Annotated in this window: 14 protein-coding genes; 13 read left to right on the top strand and 1 reads right to left on the bottom strand. The window is 54.4% G+C overall.

From position 1 onward, the window contains the following. Nucleotides 1–168 precede the first annotated feature (168 nt). From lspA to pyrE, 10 genes are all read left to right on the top strand, one after another. Complete coding sequence (lspA, locus tag MKZ15_RS15715; RefSeq protein ID WP_193416339.1) at nucleotides 169–663, top strand: signal peptidase II; 495 nt, start codon at nucleotides 169–171, stop codon at nucleotides 661–663. After that, nucleotides 660–1,607, top strand: coding sequence for an RluA family pseudouridine synthase (locus MKZ15_RS15710; RefSeq protein ID WP_155607729.1), 948 nt, complete (start codon nucleotides 660–662; stop codon nucleotides 1,605–1,607). The genes lspA and MKZ15_RS15710 overlap by 4 nt, the downstream gene beginning before the upstream one ends. 168 nt (nucleotides 1,608–1,775) lie before the next feature. After that, nucleotides 1,776–3,029 carry an LL-diaminopimelate aminotransferase gene (locus MKZ15_RS15705; RefSeq protein WP_155607728.1) on the top strand — a complete coding sequence of 418 codons (1,254 nt, stop codon included), beginning with the start codon at nucleotides 1,776–1,778 and terminating at the stop codon, nucleotides 3,027–3,029. A 722-nt stretch (nucleotides 3,030–3,751) separates the two neighbouring features. After that, entirely contained in the window at nucleotides 3,752–4,297 is a 546-nt protein-coding gene (pyrR, locus tag MKZ15_RS15700; RefSeq protein WP_339816871.1) for a bifunctional pyr operon transcriptional regulator/uracil phosphoribosyltransferase PyrR, read from the top strand. Between the two features lies 1 nt (nucleotide 4,298). Continuing rightward, entirely contained in the window at nucleotides 4,299–5,210 is a 912-nt protein-coding gene (locus MKZ15_RS15695; RefSeq protein ID WP_339816870.1) for an aspartate carbamoyltransferase catalytic subunit, read from the top strand. A gap of 81 nt (nucleotides 5,211–5,291) precedes the next feature. After that, nucleotides 5,292–6,599, top strand: a complete 1,308-nt coding sequence (locus MKZ15_RS15690; RefSeq protein ID WP_339816868.1) for a dihydroorotase — start codon at nucleotides 5,292–5,294, stop codon at nucleotides 6,597–6,599. Between the two features lie 52 nt (nucleotides 6,600–6,651). Next, complete coding sequence (gene carA, locus MKZ15_RS15685) at nucleotides 6,652–7,788, top strand: glutamine-hydrolyzing carbamoyl-phosphate synthase small subunit (protein WP_193416334.1); 1,137 nt, start codon at nucleotides 6,652–6,654, stop codon at nucleotides 7,786–7,788. 4 nt (nucleotides 7,789–7,792) lie between these two features. Then, nucleotides 7,793–11,005: a carbamoyl-phosphate synthase large subunit gene (carB, locus tag MKZ15_RS15680; protein ID WP_155607724.1), complete on the top strand. Its 3,213-nt coding sequence runs from the start codon at nucleotides 7,793–7,795 to the stop codon at nucleotides 11,003–11,005. Between the two features lie 114 nt (nucleotides 11,006–11,119). Further along, on the top strand, nucleotides 11,120–11,854 hold the full coding sequence (pyrF, locus tag MKZ15_RS15675) for an orotidine-5'-phosphate decarboxylase (protein WP_339816864.1): 735 nt from the start codon (nucleotides 11,120–11,122) through the stop codon (nucleotides 11,852–11,854). Beyond that, the gene (gene pyrE, locus MKZ15_RS15670) at nucleotides 11,851–12,498 is read left to right on the top strand and encodes an orotate phosphoribosyltransferase (protein WP_339816863.1); all 648 of its coding nucleotides are present in this window, start codon (nucleotides 11,851–11,853) and stop codon (nucleotides 12,496–12,498) included. The genes pyrF and pyrE overlap by 4 nt, the downstream gene beginning before the upstream one ends. 82 nt (nucleotides 12,499–12,580) lie before the next feature. Here pyrE and MKZ15_RS15665 read toward each other — a convergent pair whose 3' ends face one another. Continuing rightward, nucleotides 12,581–14,182, bottom strand: a complete 1,602-nt coding sequence (locus tag MKZ15_RS15665; protein ID WP_339816861.1) for an S-layer homology domain-containing protein — start codon at nucleotides 14,180–14,182, stop codon at nucleotides 12,581–12,583. A gap of 233 nt (nucleotides 14,183–14,415) precedes the next feature. Here MKZ15_RS15665 and MKZ15_RS15660 point away from each other — a divergent pair, with 233 nt between their 5' ends. Genes MKZ15_RS15660 through MKZ15_RS15650 form a run of 3 tightly spaced genes read left to right on the top strand, consistent with a single transcriptional unit; the run spans nucleotide 14,416 to nucleotide 19,233 of the window. Next, nucleotides 14,416–15,261: an ABC transporter ATP-binding protein gene (locus MKZ15_RS15660; protein ID WP_213622594.1), complete on the top strand. Its 846-nt coding sequence runs from the start codon at nucleotides 14,416–14,418 to the stop codon at nucleotides 15,259–15,261. Continuing rightward, nucleotides 15,224–16,333, top strand: coding sequence for an efflux RND transporter periplasmic adaptor subunit (locus MKZ15_RS15655; protein ID WP_193416329.1), 1,110 nt, complete (start codon nucleotides 15,224–15,226; stop codon nucleotides 16,331–16,333). The genes MKZ15_RS15660 and MKZ15_RS15655 overlap by 38 nt, the downstream gene beginning before the upstream one ends. Beyond that, entirely contained in the window at nucleotides 16,333–19,233 is a 2,901-nt protein-coding gene (locus MKZ15_RS15650) for an FtsX-like permease family protein (RefSeq protein WP_339816858.1), read from the top strand. Before MKZ15_RS15655 ends, MKZ15_RS15650 begins: the two co-directional genes overlap by 1 nt. Nucleotides 19,234–19,236 lie beyond the last annotated feature (3 nt).

The following is a 19,236-nucleotide window of genomic DNA, read 5'->3' as shown; positions in this document are numbered from 1 at the left end:
CATCTCCTCTAGCGGTATTTTGTGCAGAACCATGACGAAATACCTAAGGAAAATCCTTTCGCGCATGGACGGGTCATTTCCGGCTGTGCTACAATAAACAAGGCTTAGAAGAGGAATATCCTGCCGCTTAGTTGCGGGCAGGAAATGAAAAACGAGGTGACTGACCGCGTGGTATATTTTTTGATTGCATTAATCGTTTTTCTGGTGGATCAAGGCACGAAATATTGGATTGCGACCGGACTTACGATCGGGGAACAGATTCCGGTGATCGGCGACTTCTTTATCATTACCTCCCATCGGAACCGCGGCGCAGCGTTTGGCATTTTGCAGGATCAACGCTGGTTTTTTATCGTGGTGACCACGGTTGTGGTAGTAGGGATTGTCTGGTATTTGCTTAAAGTAAGAAAACAACCAAACAAGCTTCTGCCGGTTGCATTGTCCCTGGTCCTCGGCGGGGCGATCGGCAACTTCCTGGATCGTGCTGTCAGTGGGGAAGTCGTCGATTTTCTGATGTTCAATTTCGGGACGTATACCTTTCCGATTTTTAATGTTGCGGATTCCTGCATTGTTGTCGGTGTTGCCCTGATCATTTTGGATTCGCTGTTGGAAATCCGTCGAGAGAAGCAAGCCGCAGCCCATCAGGAGCATGAGGAAAACGTATGAGTTTGAACAAAATGTCAGAGGAATTCGAAGAAGAGAAGCTCGAGTGGGTGGCTGGATCGGCCGACGCGAAAGAGCGAATCGATAAATATGCAAAAACGCTGCTGGGAGAGGACGTCTCCCGCAGCCAGATTCAATTGTGGATTGAAGCGGGGAACCTGGTCGTAAACGATGCGCCGGTCAAAGCGAATTACAAGCTGGCAGAAGGCGATCGAGTGGAATTGACCATACCCGAGGCAGAACCTGCGGAAATCGAGCCGGAGAACATTCCGCTCGATATTTATTATGAAGACGGGGATGCCATCGTCGTTAACAAGCCGCGAGGCATGGTTGTGCATCCTGCGCCGGGTCATTCCTCCGGCACACTCGTCAACGCCTTGATGTACCACTGCAAGGACTTATCGGGGATCAATGGCGAGCTCCGGCCCGGTATCGTGCATCGCATCGATAAGGACACGTCGGGGCTGATTATGGCAGCCAAGAACGATAAGGCGCATGCCTCGTTGGCAGCTCAGCTCAAAGCACACAGCGTGACACGGAAATATTATGCCCTGGTGCACGGCAATGTCAGCCATGATCAAGGAACGGTGGATGCACCGATCGGCCGCGATCCCCATGACCGCAAAATGTACACGGTGATCGAACGGAACAGCAAACAGGCGGTGACGCATTTTCAAGTCGTTGAACGGTTCGGGGACTATACACTGCTTGAGCTCAAGCTGGAAACCGGTCGAACGCATCAAATTCGGGTTCATATGAAGTTCATTGGCCATCCGTTGGTGGGAGACCCGCTATATGGCCGCAGCAAAGGAATCAAGATGGACGGACAAGCGTTGCACGCCGCCGTATTAGGGTTTGAACACCCTGACGATGGGCGTTATTTAGAATTCAGCGCTCCAATTCCTGCAGATATGGAAGCGGTGCTGCAATCGCTCCGAAACCGTTAAGCAACCATTCAATTGTTCACCTCCAGGAGACAGCTTGATCAAAAAGTACAAACGATCAGGTGATTAATCCATTCTCTAAATGGGCCGAATTCCTGCATATTTAAAGTGCGAGTTCGAACCATTCGAGAATGGATTTTTTAATGTATACAAAGGAGATGGACGTCTGATATGAGTACGCTGAACGGACAAGAAACCTATATTCAACAACAATTTGCGGAGCGCATTGGCGGGGCGAATTACGGCAAAGACACCGCTATTTATAAATTTGAGAAAATCAAACGGGCTAAAGCGGCGGCGAAGAAGGATTTCCCCGAGGTCGAGCTGATCGATATGGGCGTCGGTGAGCCGGATGACATGGCCGATGCCGGTATCGTGGCCAAGCTGGCGGAGGAAGCGGCCAAACGCGAGAACCGTGGTTACGCCGACAACGGGATTGCTGAGTTCAAGGAGGCGGCAGCGAAGTACCTCCATGATGTATTTGGCGTCGAAGGCATTGATCCCGTCGCAGAGGTCGTACACTCGATCGGCTCAAAACCGGCGATTGCCATGCTGCCTTCCTGCTTCATCAATCCCGGCGATATCACGATTATGACCGTACCGGGTTACCCGATCATTGGAACGCACACGAAGTACCTCGGCGGCGAGGTTTATACGGTGCAGTTGACCGAAGAGAACGATTTCCTGCCGGATCTGGATGCGATTCCGGAAGAGATCGCCCGTAAGGCCAAACTGCTGTATTTGAATTATCCGAACAATCCGACGGGTGCGAGCGCGACAAGAGAGTTTTTTGCCAAAGTGGTGGATTGGGCGAAGAAATATCAAGTTGTCATCGTACATGACGCGCCTTATGCGGCATTAACCTATGATGGGCTGAAGCCGCTAAGTTTCCTTTCCGTCCCAGGTGCGAAGGATGTGGGCGTCGAGCTGCACTCGTTGTCCAAGTCGTACAACATGACGGGGTGGAGAATCGGATTTGTGGCCGGGAACCCGCTGGTTGTTAAGGCGTTCAGCGACGTGAAGGACAACAACGATTCGGGTCAATTCATTGCGATTCAAAAAGCAGCCGCTTATGGGCTTGCCCATCCGGAGATTACGGAGCGGATCGCTGCCAAATACTCGCGCCGTCACGAACTGCTGGTGAGCGCGCTGAATGATTTGGGCTTCAACGCGAAGAAGCCAAAGGGATCGTTTTTCCTCTACGTTGAAGCGCCGAAAGGCGTGGAAGGCGGACCGACATTTGCGACGGCCGAAGATTTTTCGCAGTTTTTGATCCGTGAGAAGCTGATTTCCACGGTGCCGTGGGACGATGCGGGGCATTACGTCCGTTTCTCCGTCACGTTCATCGCCGACGGCGAGGACGAAGAGCATCGCGTTATTTCCGAAATCAAACGCCGCCTCGGCGACTTGAAGTTCATATTCTAACCGACGACTTATACTAACCAAGCCGCTCCAAGGGTTTTATGCCCGAGGGGCGGTTTTTCTGTTTTGTCTAATTGCCCGCCGAATTGCCGGGGTTGTCCTTGTTGCCACCTTTTCACGATTATCCCTTTCGTTCAGTGGCTGAAGTTGGCGACGAGGAAGAGAAAAAGGTATTAGTAAAAGATGTCTCGCCAATCGAGTTTAGGTGGTACTAATCTGCTGCTGCCTAATCTTTACCTGACATATTGGTTAAATATGCGTGTTAACAATAGAAACATACAATATGATCAGGCGAATACTAAAGGGAATATAGCGATTCAATGCGGATAAGCCGACAAAACTCAGGGTTGAATAAATATAACATACTATGTATAATTATAAACAATCATCAACACAGCAGGCTTTCAAAGGGAGTTGGAATAAACCTCAGCATTGGGGATGTATGAACTGGGTTGGGTGTCTTGACAGGCTAGCCTCATTCTGTCATAATTCATGTAAACCATAAGCACCTTTAATTCAGTCCCGTGAGGCTGGCAAGGTAACGTGAATGGGGAATTGGGCGGACTTCGCTTCTTTGTGGCGGAACCATATACCCAAGACCTACATGACAGTCATAGTATAACTGTGGCTAAAGACTCCTTGCCTGGATTTCCGGCAAGGAGTTTTTTTATGCGCCTATCACGGACGATGCAAGGTGACCCTATCCCTTAAGGAGGTCGCAGGCTGTGAGCAACGAAAGTCATATCATAATGGACGAAACGGCGATTCGGAGGGCACTGACAAGAATTGCACATGAAATTTTGGAAAGAAACAAAGGCATTGAGGGATGTGTACTGGCCGGCATCAAAACAAGAGGTGTCTACCTCGCGAAACGACTGGCTGAACGCCTAGAGAGCATCGAAGGAACAGCTATTCCATGGGGTGAGCTCGACGTAACGAACTACCGTGACGATAAAGAGGAATCCGCTCTGGGGTCTGGTAAAGCAACTTTCCCGGTATCGATTCAAGGCAAGAAAGTGATCCTGTTCGACGATGTGCTGTACACTGGCCGTACGATTCGGGCAGCGATGGATGCGATCATGGATTGCGGTCGTCCCGAGTCGATCCAGCTGGCGGTACTCGCCGACCGGGGGCACCGAGAACTTCCGATCCGTGCTGACTACATCGGTAAGAACGTGCCGACCTCACGGGTGGAAGAAATCGAAGTTCTCCTGACGGAGCATGACGGCACCGATCTGGTTCAGATCCTGCAGGCACGGGAGGGGAACTAAGATGGCGCTGACGGCAACGGCTGTGAAGGAACGTAGCCTTCTCGGACTAAAGGATTTGAGCGCGGCGGAAATTTCCGCGATCCTCGACCGAGCGGCCTACTGGGATGCAAAGAAAGAGAAGATGATCCCGGTGCTGAAGGATCATTTCGTCGCAAATATGTTTTTTGAAAATAGTACGCGCACCCGCTTCTCCTTCGAGATGGCGGAGAAACGGTTAGGCGCTCAGGTGCTCAACTTCGCGGCAGCCGCTTCCAGCGTGGAGAAGGGCGAATCGATATACGATACCGTCCGCACGCTGGAATCCATGGGGATCGACGCCGGCGTGATCCGGCTGAAGCCCATCGGTATGCTGGAGGAACTAGCCAAGCGGGTATCGGTGCCGCTGGTCAATGCCGGCGACGGCAATAACGAGCATCCGACGCAAGCGTTGCTGGATCTATATACGATGAAACAACACTTCGGAGAACTCAGCGGACTAAAAGTGTCGATTATCGGAGATATCAAGCATAGCCGGGTCGCTCGCTCCAATTTGTGGGCGTTGCAGAAATTCGGCGCCGAAGTGAAGCTCTGCGCGCCGGAGAATATGCAAGCGCCGGAACTGAGTACGCACGCATCTTACATTCCGATGGACGAAGCGCTTTGTGCCGATGTGGTCATGATGCTGCGAGTTCAGTTGGAACGCCATACAGACGGGCTGATCAAGTCGGCCGAAGAATACCGCTTGCAATACGGCTTGACGGAAGAACGGGCCGCAGCGCTTGCGCCGCATGCGCTGATCATGCATCCAGCTCCGGTGAACCGGGGCGTGGAGATCGACGATGCGGTGGTGGAACATCCGCAATCCCGAATTTTTAAGCAGATGCAAAACGGGGTTCCGATTCGCATGGCGGTTATGGAACGCGCTTTGCTGTAAGCGATAGCGGAGTAGTAGAGGCTGCAAGACGGTCGATGGACGTTTTTCGGTACGTACTCAAATCAGCGGGGGGATTAAAGCATGCGGCTTGTCATTATCAATGCCAACATCTTAAACGAACTAGGGGAGCAAGAGTTATCTCAAATCACGATCGAAGACGGAGTCATCGCCAAGGTTGAGAAAGCAGGGCAACTTGGTCAGGCAAACGCAGAAGCCGGGACCCAGGTCATCGATGCCGGCGGCAGACTGGTCACTCCGGGATTTATCGATATGCACGTTCATTTGCGTGAACCGGGGTTCGAGCATAAAGAGACGATCGAAACCGGCTCAAGGTCAGCAGCTCAAGGCGGATTTACCACGATCGCCTGTATGCCGAACACTCGGCCGGTGACCGACAACCCGGACACAGTACGGTTTGTGTTACAGAAGGCCAAAGAAGCTGGACTGGTGAACGTGCTGCCTTATGCGGCCATCACCAAAAGCGAGCTTGGCCGGGAGCTGACCGACTTCGCAGCCTTGAAAGACGCCGGGGCCATCGGCTTCACCGATGACGGCGTCGGCGTGCAAAATGCGCAGATGATGAAGGATGCAATGCGGCAGGCAGCCTCACTGGGGATGCCCGTGATCGCCCACTGCGAAGACAATTCGCTTGTGGAAGGAGCACCGGTGGCTGAAGGGGAATTCGCCCGAGAGCATGGTCTAAAGGGAATTCCGAATGAATCGGAGGCGATTCATGTCGGGCGGGATATTTTGCTCGCGGAAGCGACCGGGGTTCACTACCATGTGTGCCACGTAAGCACAGAGCAGTCGATTCGGCTGATCCGCCAAGCGAAGCAAATCGGCATCAACGTCACTGCGGAGGTGTGCCCTCACCATCTGATTTTGTCCGAAGAGGATATTCCGGGCCTTGATGCCAACTGGAAAATGAATCCACCGCTGCGTTCGCGCCGAGATGTCGAAGCGTGCATCGCTGCGTTGGAAGACGGTACGCTCGATATTGTCGTAACCGACCATGCCCCGCATAGCGAAGAGGAGAAAGCGAAAGGCATGCAGCAAGCGCCGTTTGGCATCGTGGGTTTCGAGACGGCCTTCCCGCTGCTGTACACGAAGTTCGTGGCCACGGGTCGCTGGAGCCTGGCGATGCTGGTGCAGCGGATGACGGCGGATCCGGCCCGTGTGTTCGGCTTGGAAGCGGGACGGTTGGTATCGGGAGCTCCAGCCGACCTGACGATCGTGGATCTGAACGCGGAACGAACGGTTGATCCGGCGGCTTTTGCCTCGAAAGGGCGGAACACCCCATTTACGGGGTGGGAGCTAAAAGGCTGGCCTGTCGCAACGATCGTCAAAGGGAAGCTGGTATGGAACGACGCGCTCGAACTAGCCCGTTAATGGGCGGATGTGAATATAGTAATTCAGCTTATGGATAAAGGAGTGCTGCAGGATGCAGGCAAGACTATTGTTGGAAGACGGCACGCTGTTTACCGGAACCTCATTTGGAGCGGAAGGGGAAAAGACGGGGGAGGTCGTTTTTAATACGGGAATTACGGGGTACCAAGAGGTGCTGTCCGATCCTTCTTACTGCGGGCAAATCGTCACGATGACGTATCCGCTGATCGGGAACTATGGCATTTCGCGCGACGACTTTGAATCCGTTGCACCATCGATTCACGGCTTTGTGGTTCGCCGCTATGAACCGACCCCAAGCAACTGGCGGGCCCAATACAATTTGGGTGACCTGCTCAAGGAATACGGCATTCCCGGCATTACCGACATCGATACGCGCATGCTGACGCGCCTTATCCGCCATCAGGGAACGATGAGAGGAATTCTGACCACCTCGGCGAAATCGATCGACGAGTTAAAGGAAATGATGCTGGCCACCAGCATTGCCGAGTTGCGCAATCAAGTCGCGCAAACTTCAACGCATCATGTATACAGTAGTCCGGGATCCAAGGAACGGATCGTGCTGGTCGACTTCGGCGCAAAAAGCGGGATTCTGCGCGAGCTGAACAAACGCGATTGCGATGTAGTGATCGTGCCGCATAACACGACCGCGGATGAAATCCGCCGCCTTCACCCGGACGGCATCCAACTGTCCAACGGACCTGGGGACCCGAAAGACGTTCCTTACGCCGCGGAGATGATCGCCGAGCTGCTCGGTGAGTATCCGATTTTTGGGATTTGCCTGGGCCACCAGCTGTTCGCCTTGGCTTGCGGCGCCGATACGGAGAAGCTGAAATTCGGCCATCGCGGCGGTAACCATCCCGTCAAGGAGCTGGAGTCCGGCCGCTGCTACATTACGTCGCAAAACCACGGCTACACCGTAAACGAAGCGTCCATTGCCGGCACGGAGCTGGAAGTGACGCATATCAACAATAATGACAAAACGATCGAAGGACTTAAGCATAAGAAATATCCGGCCTTTTCTGTCCAATATCATCCGGAGGCGGCTCCGGGACCTTACGACAATAGCTACTTGTTCGACCGGTTCATTGAGATGATCCGCGAACATAAGCGGCAGAACCCGCAAAAGCCCCGCCAAGCCAAACTGATGGCCGCTGCGAAAGGAGAACTGTAAACCTATGCCGATCAACAAAGACCTTAAGAAAATACTCGTCATCGGCTCTGGACCGATCGTGATCGGCCAGGCAGCCGAGTTCGATTACGCCGGAACGCAAGCCTGTCAGGCGCTGAAAGAAGAAGGCGTCGAGGTGGTGCTGATCAACAGCAACCCGGCGACGATCATGACCGATACGAACATGGCCGACAAGGTTTACATCGAACCCATCACCCTGGAATTCGTAACGCAAATCATTCGTCAGGAGCGGCCTGACGGCTTGCTTCCAACGCTTGGCGGGCAAACCGGCCTGAACATGGCGGTTGAGCTGGCCCGCGCAGGTGTACTGGAACGCGAAAATGTGAAGCTCCTCGGCACGCAGCTGACTTCGATCGAAAAAGCGGAGGACCGCGACTTGTTCCGCGAGCTGATGCGTGAACTGGAGCAACCGGTGCCGGAAAGCTCTATTATCACCACAGTGGATGAAGCGCTGCAATTCGCTGATGAGATCGGCTACCCGGTCATTGTCCGTCCGGCGTATACGCTTGGAGGTACCGGCGGCGGGATCTGTGCCACGGAAGAGGAACTCCGCGAGACGGTAGCTTCAGGCATTCGCTACAGCCCGATCGGTCAATGCTTGATCGAGAAATCGATCGCCGGCATGAAGGAAGTCGAATACGAAGTCATGCGCGACGCCAACGACAACTGCATCGTGGTCTGCAACATGGAGAACTTTGATCCGGTGGGCGTACATACCGGGGACAGCATCGTTGTCGCACCGAGCCAAACGCTCTCCGACCGTGAATATCAGATGCTGCGTTCGGCCTCGCTTAAGATCATCCGGGCGCTGAACATCGAAGGCGGCTGCAACGTGCAGTTTGCGCTGGATCCGCAGAGCTTCCAATACTATGTCATCGAAGTAAATCCGCGGGTCAGCCGTTCTTCGGCGCTTGCGTCTAAAGCGACAGGCTACCCGATCGCTAAAATGGCGGCTAAAATCGCGATGGGTTACACGCTCGACGAAATCGTCAACCCGGTCACAGGGCAGACCTACGCTTGCTTCGAGCCGACGCTTGATTACATCGTCAGCAAAATCCCACGCTGGCCGTTCGATAAATTCATTCACGCGAACCGTAAGCTAGGTACGCAGATGAAGGCGACCGGCGAAGTGATGGCCATCGGCCGCACATTTGAGGAGTCCATTCATAAAGCGGTCCGGTCGCTCGAGATCGGCACGCATCGCCTGTACCTGAAAGGCGCGGAGAAAATCGACGAAGAGACGTTAAACAACCGTCTGATCAAGGCGGACGACGAGCGGCTATTCTTGATCGCCGAAGCATTCCGCCGGGGCTACAAGCTGCAGCAAATCCAGGAATTAACCGGAATCGACTGGTGGTTCCTCGACAAAATCGAACGCTTGGTGGAATTCGAGAAGCAAATTGCGGGGGAAGAGTTCTTTTCCTATGATACGCTGTACGAAGCGAAGCGCTTAGGGTTTACCGACCGGGCGATCGCCGAGCTGCGTACTGCCGGGCAGCCATCAGGCACGCACCGGACCGAAGCTGAAGTAAGAAGCTTCCGCAAAGAGCACGGGTTGAAGCCGGTTTACAAAATGGTCGACACGTGTGCAGCCGAGTTTGAGGCCTCCACGCCTTACTACTACTCGACCTATGAAACGGAAAATGAAGTCCTCCAAACCGACAAAGAAAAGATCGTCGTGCTTGGCTCCGGACCGATCCGGATCGGGCAAGGGATTGAATTTGACTACTCGACGGTACATGCGGTATGGGCGATTCAAAAAGCCGGTTACGAAGCCGTCATCATCAACAACAATCCGGAGACGGTATCCACTGACTTTAACACGTCGGATCGCCTGTACTTCGAGCCGTTATTCTTCGAGGACGTGATGAACGTAATCGAAGAGGAGAAGCCGGTGGGCGTCATCGTGCAATTCGGCGGCCAAACGGCGATCAACCTGGCGGCGCCGCTACAAGCGGAGGGCGTGCGCATTCTCGGCACCTCCCTCGAGAGCATTGACGAAGCCGAGGATCGGAAGAAGTTCGAAGCTCTCTTATCGAAGCTCGACATCGCGCAACCGAAGGGCAGCACGGTCACTTCTGTGGAAGAAGCCGTGGGGACGGCACAGTCCCTTGGTTATCCGGTGCTAGTCAGACCGTCGTATGTACTCGGGGGCCGGGCGATGGAAATTGTCTACTCCGATGAGGAACTGCTCCGCTACATGGAGGAAGCGGTGAACATTAACCCGCAGCATCCGGTACTGATCGACCGCTACATGCTGGGCAAGGAAGTGGAAGTTGACGCCATCTGTGACGGGGAGACGGTGCTCATCCCGGGGATCATGGAGCATATCGAACGCGCTGGGGTACACTCGGGCGACTCGATTGCGGTTTACCCACCGCAGCATTTGTCCGAGGAATTGAAGGGGAAAATCGCCGAGATCACGATGAAGATCGCCCGTGAGCTGAAGACGATTGGCTTGGTCAACATCCAATTCGTCATCTACAAAAACGAAGTGTACGTCATCGAAGTCAACCCGCGCTCGTCGCGGACGGTACCGTTCCTGAGCAAAGTGACGAACATTCCGATGGCGAACGTGGCCACCCAATGTATCCTCGGTACGAAGCTTAGCGATCTTGGCTACCAAAACGGCCTGTGGCCGGAAAGCACCCAGGTTGCGGTCAAGGTTCCCGTGTTCTCCTTCGCCAAGCTGCGCCGTGTTGAGCCGACGCTTGGACCGGAAATGAAATCGACCGGCGAGGTGATGGGCCGCGATCCGCAATATGCCAAAGCGCTGTATAAAGGTTTGATTGGCGCGGGCATGAAGATCCCTGCTACCGGAGCGATCATCGCCACGGTAGCCGATAAAGATAAGCAAGAAGCGGTTGACTTGCTGCGCGGCTTCTACCGCCTGGGCTACAAGATCATCGCTACGGACGGCACGGCTTCCGCGCTGATTGAGGCAGGCATCCACGTAACGACCGTCTACAAGCTGTCGGAAGGGGTGCCGAACATCCTGGATCTGATCCGAAACGGCGAAGCTCACTTTGTCATCAATACGCTGACCAAAGGTAAAGAGCCGGAACGCGACGGCTTCCGCATCCGCCGGGAAGCGGTGGAGAACGGCGTCGTGTGCATGACCTCGCTGGATACGGTCCGCGCACTGCTGGAGATGTTGGAGACGATCAACTTCTCCTCCCAAGCCATGCCTACGCTTTAAAGAGGAAGTTCAAAAATCGACTTTTGATCACGAAGCTGGGTAAAACGAAACATTAAGCGGCGGCTCGGAAGCATCATGCTTCGGAGCCGCAAGCATGAATGGAGGAGAGCGGATTTGCGTTCGTTTGAAGATGCGGCAGGGAAACTGATCGTCGGCCTGGACTTCCCCGATGCGGATCAGGCGCGGAAGCTGCTGAAGGAGCTGGAGGGAATCCCTTGTTACATGAAGGTGGGGCTGCAGCTGTTTTACGCGGCTGGTCCAGAATTGATCCGCGAATTGAAGCAGCGGGGGTACTCCGTTTTTCTAGACGTGAAAATGCATGACATCCCGAACACGGTCAAGGGCGGGGCAAACAGTGTCACGAAGCTAGGCGTGGATCTGTTTAACGTGCATGCCGGAGGCGGGCTGGACATGATGAAAGCGGCCCGAGAGGGTGCTTTGGCCGCGCTGGAGAGCGACCGTTCGCTGACGATGCCGAAGATCATCGCGGTCACGCAACTGACGAGCACGAGCCGCCAAGTGATGAACGAGGAAATCGGCATTCCGGGCGAAGTGGAGCGAGCTGTTGTGCATTACGCGGAATTGGCCCGCCAAGCCGGTCTGGACGGCGTTGTCGCTTCGCCTCTTGAGGTGACGGCGATCAAAGCGCAATGCGGACAAGCCTTCCTGACCGTGACGCCGGGAATTCGCCCGGCGAACAGCCCGCAAGGCGATCAGTCGCGCACTTTGACACCAGGCGAGGCGATGGCCCAAGGCACGGATTACATCGTCGTTGCGCGGCCGATCATTACTGCCCCAAATCCGCGTGAAGCGGCGGAATCGATCATTAAGGAGATGATGTTGTCATGACTAACACTCAATCGGTAGAAGCTCAAATCGCCGGAAGTCTGCTGGACATCGGGGCGGTGGCGCTCCGTCCGCATCAGCCGTTCACTTGGACCTCAGGTATCAAGTCGCCGATTTATTGCGACAACCGGCTTACGATGTCGTACCCTGAAATCCGCGACTTGATCGCTGAATCGTTTGCAGCCTTGATTCGCGAAACGTACCCGGATGCCGAGGTGATCGCCGGAACGGCAACGGCCGGCATCCCGCACGCGGCGTTCGCTTCGCAGAAGCTGGGCCTGCCGATGGCCTACATTCGCGATAAGGCCAAAGGGCACGGCAAAGAGAATCAAATCGAAGGTTTGATCAAACCGGGGCAAAAGGTTGTCGTCATCGAGGATTTGATCTCCACCGGCGGCAGCTCGATTAAGGCGGCGCAAGCCGTTCGCGACGCCGGGGCGGAGCCGTTGGCCGTATTGGCGATCTTCAGCTATCAGTTGGACAAAGCCGTGCAGGCCTTTGCCGATGCGGGCTTCCCGCTGCAAACCCTGTCCAACTATACGGCGCTGATTGACGTTGCCGTGAAGCGCGGCGACATCCAGTCGGAAGATCTGGAACTGCTCCAGTCTTGGCGGAAGGACCCCGCTTCTTTCGGTAACGCGGAATAGACGTGTGAATCAGACTATTGTTATACAGAAAAGAACCACCCCTGAGAAGCGCGCATTCGCTTATCTCACGGGTGGTCTTTTTTTACTTAAACGAAAATCCCTCGTATTTCTCCGCATTCTTCAGACTGGTCCATACGTCCGGCGAGTCTCCGCCGATATGCCAGTAGGCATACCCGGCGATGCCGTATTTCGCCCCTAACCGGTATTTCTCGGATAGAGAACGGGCGTCCTCCAGCCATATTTTGTGCAGCGTGCCGTTCTTCCGATATTCCACGGTATACTGGCCTGCCGCCGCGTTCCATTTCGGCTTTACTCCATATTGGCTGACCCGGTTATTTTGCTCGGGGAGGGAAATGTCCTCCGATGACAACGTAGCCCCATTGCCACTCAGGCTCCAATCCCGCGTGTATAGCGGCATCCCAAGGACGAGCTGGTCGGCGGGTACTTTGGCGAGCAGTTTATCGATGTGCTTTTGTACCCAGCCGAGCGAAGCGACCGAACCGGCCGAAGCTCCGCTCCAGTGCTCGTCATAGGCCATGACGACCAGGTAATCGGCGCTCTTGGCCAATTCGGCGTAATTGTAAGCATCCGACCAGTCGGTGCCAAGATCAGGCGGAAGATCGACGGACAATACGGCGGAAACGGAGTGAAGCTCCTGGGCTAGCTTGCTGATAAATGATGTAAACAAGCTCCGGTCGGAGGCCGCAATATTCTCGAAATCCACGTTAATGCCGTTCAACCCGTATTTTTGTACATAGGACTTCAAACTCTGAATCGCATCCGAAGACAACGAGCTGGAAGCGAGCATCTTGTGCGTCGTTTCCTGATCAAACCGGTTGCCGACCATGGCCCATACCTGTTTGCCGTTACCTTTGGCCCAGGTTACTAGGGGAGGAACGCTGGAATCGGAGATTTTGCCGGTGCTTTCGAGAAAATACCACCTAGGCGCAAGCACGTTTACGTTCGATTGCAGAACCGACTTCTTATAAGCTTCAGTGGATTGTCCATATTGCCAGCCGATGCGAATCCCTGGATTACTGTTCGCTGCAATCGCATCGGTCCAGCGCTTGTCCTGCAGCAACCGGTCCAGGATGACCGCAGTCTCCTGACGGGTGATCGCCTGCGCCGGGTAGAACATTCCGCCGCTGCCCTGCATCAGTCCCAACTGCGAAATCGAGCCGATATACGGTTTGGCCCAGACGGCGATCGACGTTTCGTCCTTGTAGCTGGTCGGTGCGTTAGCCGACGACCCTGTTTGCTTCAGCGCGCGAACTAGCCAAGCCGCGGCCTCCTGGCGGGTCAGCGGCTGTTCGGGCTGGAAAATGCCGTCGCCCATACCCTCCGTCAGGCCAAGCTCGGTTGCAGCCTGGATCGTACCGTAATACCAAGCGCTCTTCGGAACGTCGCGATAGGCCGGAACGGCGGATTCCGCCGGATTGACTTGGAAGATCCGCGTTAGCGTCGTCATGAATTCCGCCCGAGTTATCGAGCGGGTAGGGGAAAACAAAGACTCGGATGTTCCTCTCATCACGTTATTGGCATGTAATCGAATGATCGCATCTTTGGCATAGCTGGCCGATATATCCGTATACGGGAGTTTGTCGGCAGCTGCAGGCTGCAGGCGGAAAACAGCGGCGGTAAGCAATAACGTCACTGCAAGCAAAGGGGGAATCAATTTTTTCATGAAGTAGTTCTCCTTGCCGATTCTAGTAGAATTCTCCTTAATTCTAACAGGATTGTAACCTAGCATCAGCGCTTAAAATCTGGAAGAAAAATGTTCCCATTCGTTCATTTCGTTGTAACTTTTTGCCATAGTATTTCGTTTATAATGCAAGACGTAAATGAATTGCTAGACAAGGTCAAGAAGAGCAAGACGAGGCAGAATCACAAATTAGGAAAATGGGAGAACGATACACGATGATGCGATGGCTTCGTAAACCAGAAAAAGTCGAAGTTCAGTCCGGAGCGGACTCTCCGGTCCCGCAGGCGGAAGCGGAAGTCGCTATCGCCTCGGAGGAGACGGCCATAGAGGATGCAACCGCCGAGGTCATTGCAACTCGTGCGCTAGAAGAAGAACCGGAGAAAGAGACCGGACCCATCTTGTCGGTCAGAGAAGTTCGGCGTTCTTTTCCGGTTGGCGGAGGAGAAATCCAGGTTTTGAAAGGGATCAACATGGAGGTGCTTTCCGGTCAGTTGGTGATGCTTAAAGGGCGTTCCGGCTCGGGCAAAACGACGCTGCTCAATATGCTCGGCGGATTGGATCAGCCGACGTCGGGCGAAATTTGGTTCCGAGGCCAGCCGCTTCATGAGTTGAACGACGATAAACGGACGCTGCTGCGCCGGGATCAGATCGGCTTTATTTTCCAAGCGTATGCTTTACTTCCGTTGCTGTCTGCCTGGGAGAATGTCGAGCTGTCGCTCCGAATGGCGGGAGTTCCGCCCCAAGAATGGAAGCGGCGCGTAACCCACTGCTTGGAGCTCGTAGGGCTGGGCAAGCGGATGTTCCACCGCCCGTTCGAACTGTCCGGGGGGGAACAGCAGCGGGTGGCGATCGCCAAAGCGATCGCTCACCGTCCAAAGCTACTGTTGGCGGATGAACCGACGGCCAATCTCGATTCGCAAATGGGAGCACAAGTCATGGCAGTATTCAAGAACATCATACAGACCGAACACGTGACAATCTGTATGACCACACACGATCCTACAATCCTGGAGGTAGCGGACCATGTTTACGAAATGGTGGATGGCAAATTTATCGGGTAAAGGAGGGAAATCGGGGCTATTTCGAACGCTGGGGATTTTATCCCTAAGCTTGTCTTTGGTGGCATCCACGGGCTGTGCCTTGCTGCCGAACGAAGAAGCGGAGGAGGACCTGCCGGTCATCACGCCGCCGACGATCTCGAAGAAACCGGAGTATGAGGTACGCACGGAGACGATAGAGCTCAAAGTCAGTGCGGTTGGCAAGATTATGAGCCAGCGGGAGGAACCGTTATTTTTTACGGAGGATAATCTCCACGTGAAGGAAGTCATGGTCAAGGCGGGAGATAAGGTCAAGCAGGGCGACGCTCTGATTCAACTGGACGTAGAAGACCTGCAGAAGGACTTGCGTAAGAAGAAGCTGGAATTCCGCAAGCAGGAAATCTCCATGAAGGAGCTGCTGCGTACGAAGGATGAGAAGGACCCGATCGAATTCGAGGAAGCCTCTATCGTTTTTGAGGAACAGCGCCAAGCGCTGGAGGATTTGGAGAAAACGATTGCGGACGGTACCTTGCGGGCGCCGTTCTCCGGCACGGTAGTTTCCGTCTCCGCCCAGAAGGGTGCGGCGATTAAAGCTTACGACACGGTAGCGGTGTTGTCCGATACATCGTCACTGGTGGTAGCGGCTCAGTTTGCCAAGGAAGATTTGGCGAAGGTCGCCGTTGGCATGAAGGCGAAGGTCGACATCAATGCGGCCGGCGTATTCGACGGTAAAGTAAAAGTGATGCCGGTCGATACCGGTTCATCCGATAACGGAAACGGTAACGGCGGCGGGGGTGGAGCCACTCCTCCAGAGAAAGATACGATCGATAAATATCTGGTCGTTCAACTCGATAAATGGCCGGAGGGCATTGAACGCGGCCGTCCGCTTAGCGTGTCCATCGTGACGGAACGCAAGGAAAACGCCGTATTGATTCCGATTTCCGCCCTACGGACGATCGGCTCGCGCACTTACGTCCAGGTCGTAGAGGAGGACGGAACGAAACGCGAAGCCGATGTCGAGGTAGGCATTCAAACCTCGACCGACGTGGAAATCGTTAAAGGACTCACGCCGGGACAGAAAGTAGTGGGTCGTTAATGGGAGTACCTTTATTACGATTGCTGTTCCGCAAAATGTGGAACACGAAATGGCTGACGTTAAGTACTTTACTGGGCCTGATCGTCGCCGTCTCGTTTACGGTCAGCATTCCGATGTATTCCGACGGGTCGTTGAAACGGGTCGTCGCGACCACCCTGAAAGCCGAAAGCGAAGGGCTTCCTGCGGGTTCGCTGATCATGAGCTATCAGGCTTCGGGCGGCACGAAGACGGATCCTGCTGCTCTTGCGGCCGTTAATCAATATATCGTCGACGAGGTGCCGAAAGAAATCGGCTTCCCTCATGACGCCTACGTCAATACGCGGTCGATCCGGAGCACGGAGGTATTCCCGGAGGATCCAACCAAAGTGGATGCAAGCCGTACCCGGACGATGTCGATTGTGTCTATGAGCGGATTGCAGGATCATATTTCCCTATCCGGCGGCCAGCTGTACTCAGATCGAGCCGACGGCGATACGCTTGAGGCTCTGATGCTGGAGGAGGCGATGTACCGCCAGGACCTGCACGTTGGCGACGTGATGGAGTATCCTGTGTACAGCGGTGTTGACGTGACGCTGAAAGTCAAGATCGTCGGCACCTTCCAGTTGACTAATGAAAATGATCCGTATTGGTACCAGGGTTTTGAAGGGATGATGAACAACTTCTACGTCCCGGATCAAGTGTTTAACGAAAACTTGCTGAATCGTTTATCGATTCCGCTGCATAATTCCAGCTGGTATTACGCTTTCGATCTCGGTGAGATCAAAACGAGTCAGCTGTCTCCATTGTCGGACACGTTGGACCGACTGAATGTGGAGTTGTACCAGAAGCTGAAAGACACAAAGGTGGACGTTTCCTTCGGCAGTCTGTTGAATGATTTCCGCAAGCAAAGCTTGCAGATGCAGACCCTATTGTTTACGCTGGCGGCACCGATGATTGCTATGGTGTTCTATTATATCGTCATGAACGCCCGCCAAGCCCTTGACAAGCAGCAGAGCGATATCGCCGTGCTGCGAAGCCGCGGAGCTTCCACGAAGCAGATTATCTTGATCTATTTATTTGAAAGCTTGATTCTGGGTGCGGTCGCGTTGATCGCGGGCCCATTGCTTGGTTGGTTTATGTCGAAGAGCATCGGATCGGCGGACGGCTTCCTGACCTTCGTGAATCGAAAGTCCATTCCGGTCGGATTCAATTCCGACGCTCTGGCGTTAGGCGCGGCGGCGGTCATTATCGCCATCCTGGCTACTTTGCTGCCTGCGGTCTCGTTCGCCCGATCTTCGATCGTCAAGACCAAGCAGAAGCAAGCCCGCTCCGATCGGGCTCCGTTCTGGCAGCGGTGGTTCCTGGATATCGTCCTGATGGGGATTTCGGGTTACGGCTATTACATGTTTAATCAGCGCCAGATGTTGACGTTCCAGACGGGGATGACGACGGATGAGTTGCAAGTACAGCCGTTTTTGTTCTTCGTTCCGGCGTTGGCGATTTTCTCGATCGGGCTATTTTTCCTGCGGGTATTCCCGTGGTTGCTGAAGTTGATCGGCTGGATCGGCAAGAAGTGGTTGCCGGTTCCGTACTACCTAAGCTTGACCCAATTATCCAGGTCGTCTTCCTCCTATTATCCGTTGATGATCCTGCTCGTGTTAACGCTGGGACTAGGGGTATATAACGCCTCGGCAGCCCGGACGATCGACCTGAATTCGACGGAGCGGACGCTGTATAAATACGGAGCGGACGTGATCATGCGGACGGTATGGGAAGGCACGCCTGAGATTACTCGCCCTTCCCAAGGAGGCTCCGGCCAAGGTCAAGGCGGGGGCTCTGGAGGTTCAGGCGGCGGCGGGAACCCGGGAGGAAGACCGGGTGGCGGACCGGGCGGCGGTGGGCAGAACCCCACTCCGACAAAGGTGAATTATTCCGAGCCCCCGTTCGAGGTCTTTCGAAAACTGGATGGGGTCGAGCATGCGGCGCGCGTGCTGCAGACGAAAGGGAATATCATCGTCTCCGGCCGTTCGGCGGGCCAAGGCAACGTGATGGGGATCGACAATGTTGATTTCGCCCAGGTGGCTTGGTTCCGGAACGATCTGTTTCCGACGCACCCATTCAACTATCTGAATTTTCTCGGCATGAATGAAAGCGCGGCTTTGGTACCGTCTACCTTGGCGGAGAAATACAAATTGAAGCCGGGCGACGTGTTTACGGTGGCCTTGGGTGAGCAGACGGTGGAATTTGCCGTTTATGGAATCTTGCCGTATTGGCCTAGCCAATACCCGGACCAAACGCCGTTTATTATCGCGAATTTGGACTATATCTACGACCAGGTTCCCCTCATTCCGTATGAGGTATGGCTCAAAATGAAGCCGGGAGCCAAGGTTGCGCCGTTGATTACCAAGCTGGCGAACGAAGGGATCGAACTTTATTCGGTTGACGATGTACGCAGCGAATTAGCGGCCCAGAGCAAGCACCCGACTCGGGGCGGCGTATTCGGGATATTAAGCCTCGGCTTTCTCGTCTCGGTGATCGTTTCGTTGATTGGGTATGTGCTTTACTGGTTTTTCAATTTGTCGGGCCGGGTCGTCCAATTCGGGATCTTGCGGGCAATGGGCTTATCTCGTAAGCAGTTGACGTTTATGCTGCTGGCTGAACAAATCCTAACCGCAGGCCTGTCGATCGTGCTTGGGATCGTCATCGGGAAAATCGCCGGCAAGCTGTACTTGCCATTCCTGCAAACGGCAGACAACGTGACAACGCAAGTGCCTCCGTTTCGGATCGTGTTCGATTCCCAAGATACCCTGCAGTTGTACGTCGTCGTGTTCGTGATGCTGTTGATGGGAGCCGGTCTGCTCTTCTGGCAAATCCGGCGACTGCGCGTGCATCAGGCGGTAAAAATGGGAGAGGAGCGCTAAGGG

The organism is Paenibacillus sp. FSL R7-0216, assembly GCF_037969915.1.
Classification (GTDB): Bacteria; Bacillota; Bacilli; order Paenibacillales; family Paenibacillaceae; genus Fontibacillus; species Fontibacillus rhizolycopersici.
The sequence above is the reverse complement of the archived record's forward strand: the minus strand, read 5'-3'. Positions and strand labels throughout refer to the sequence as shown.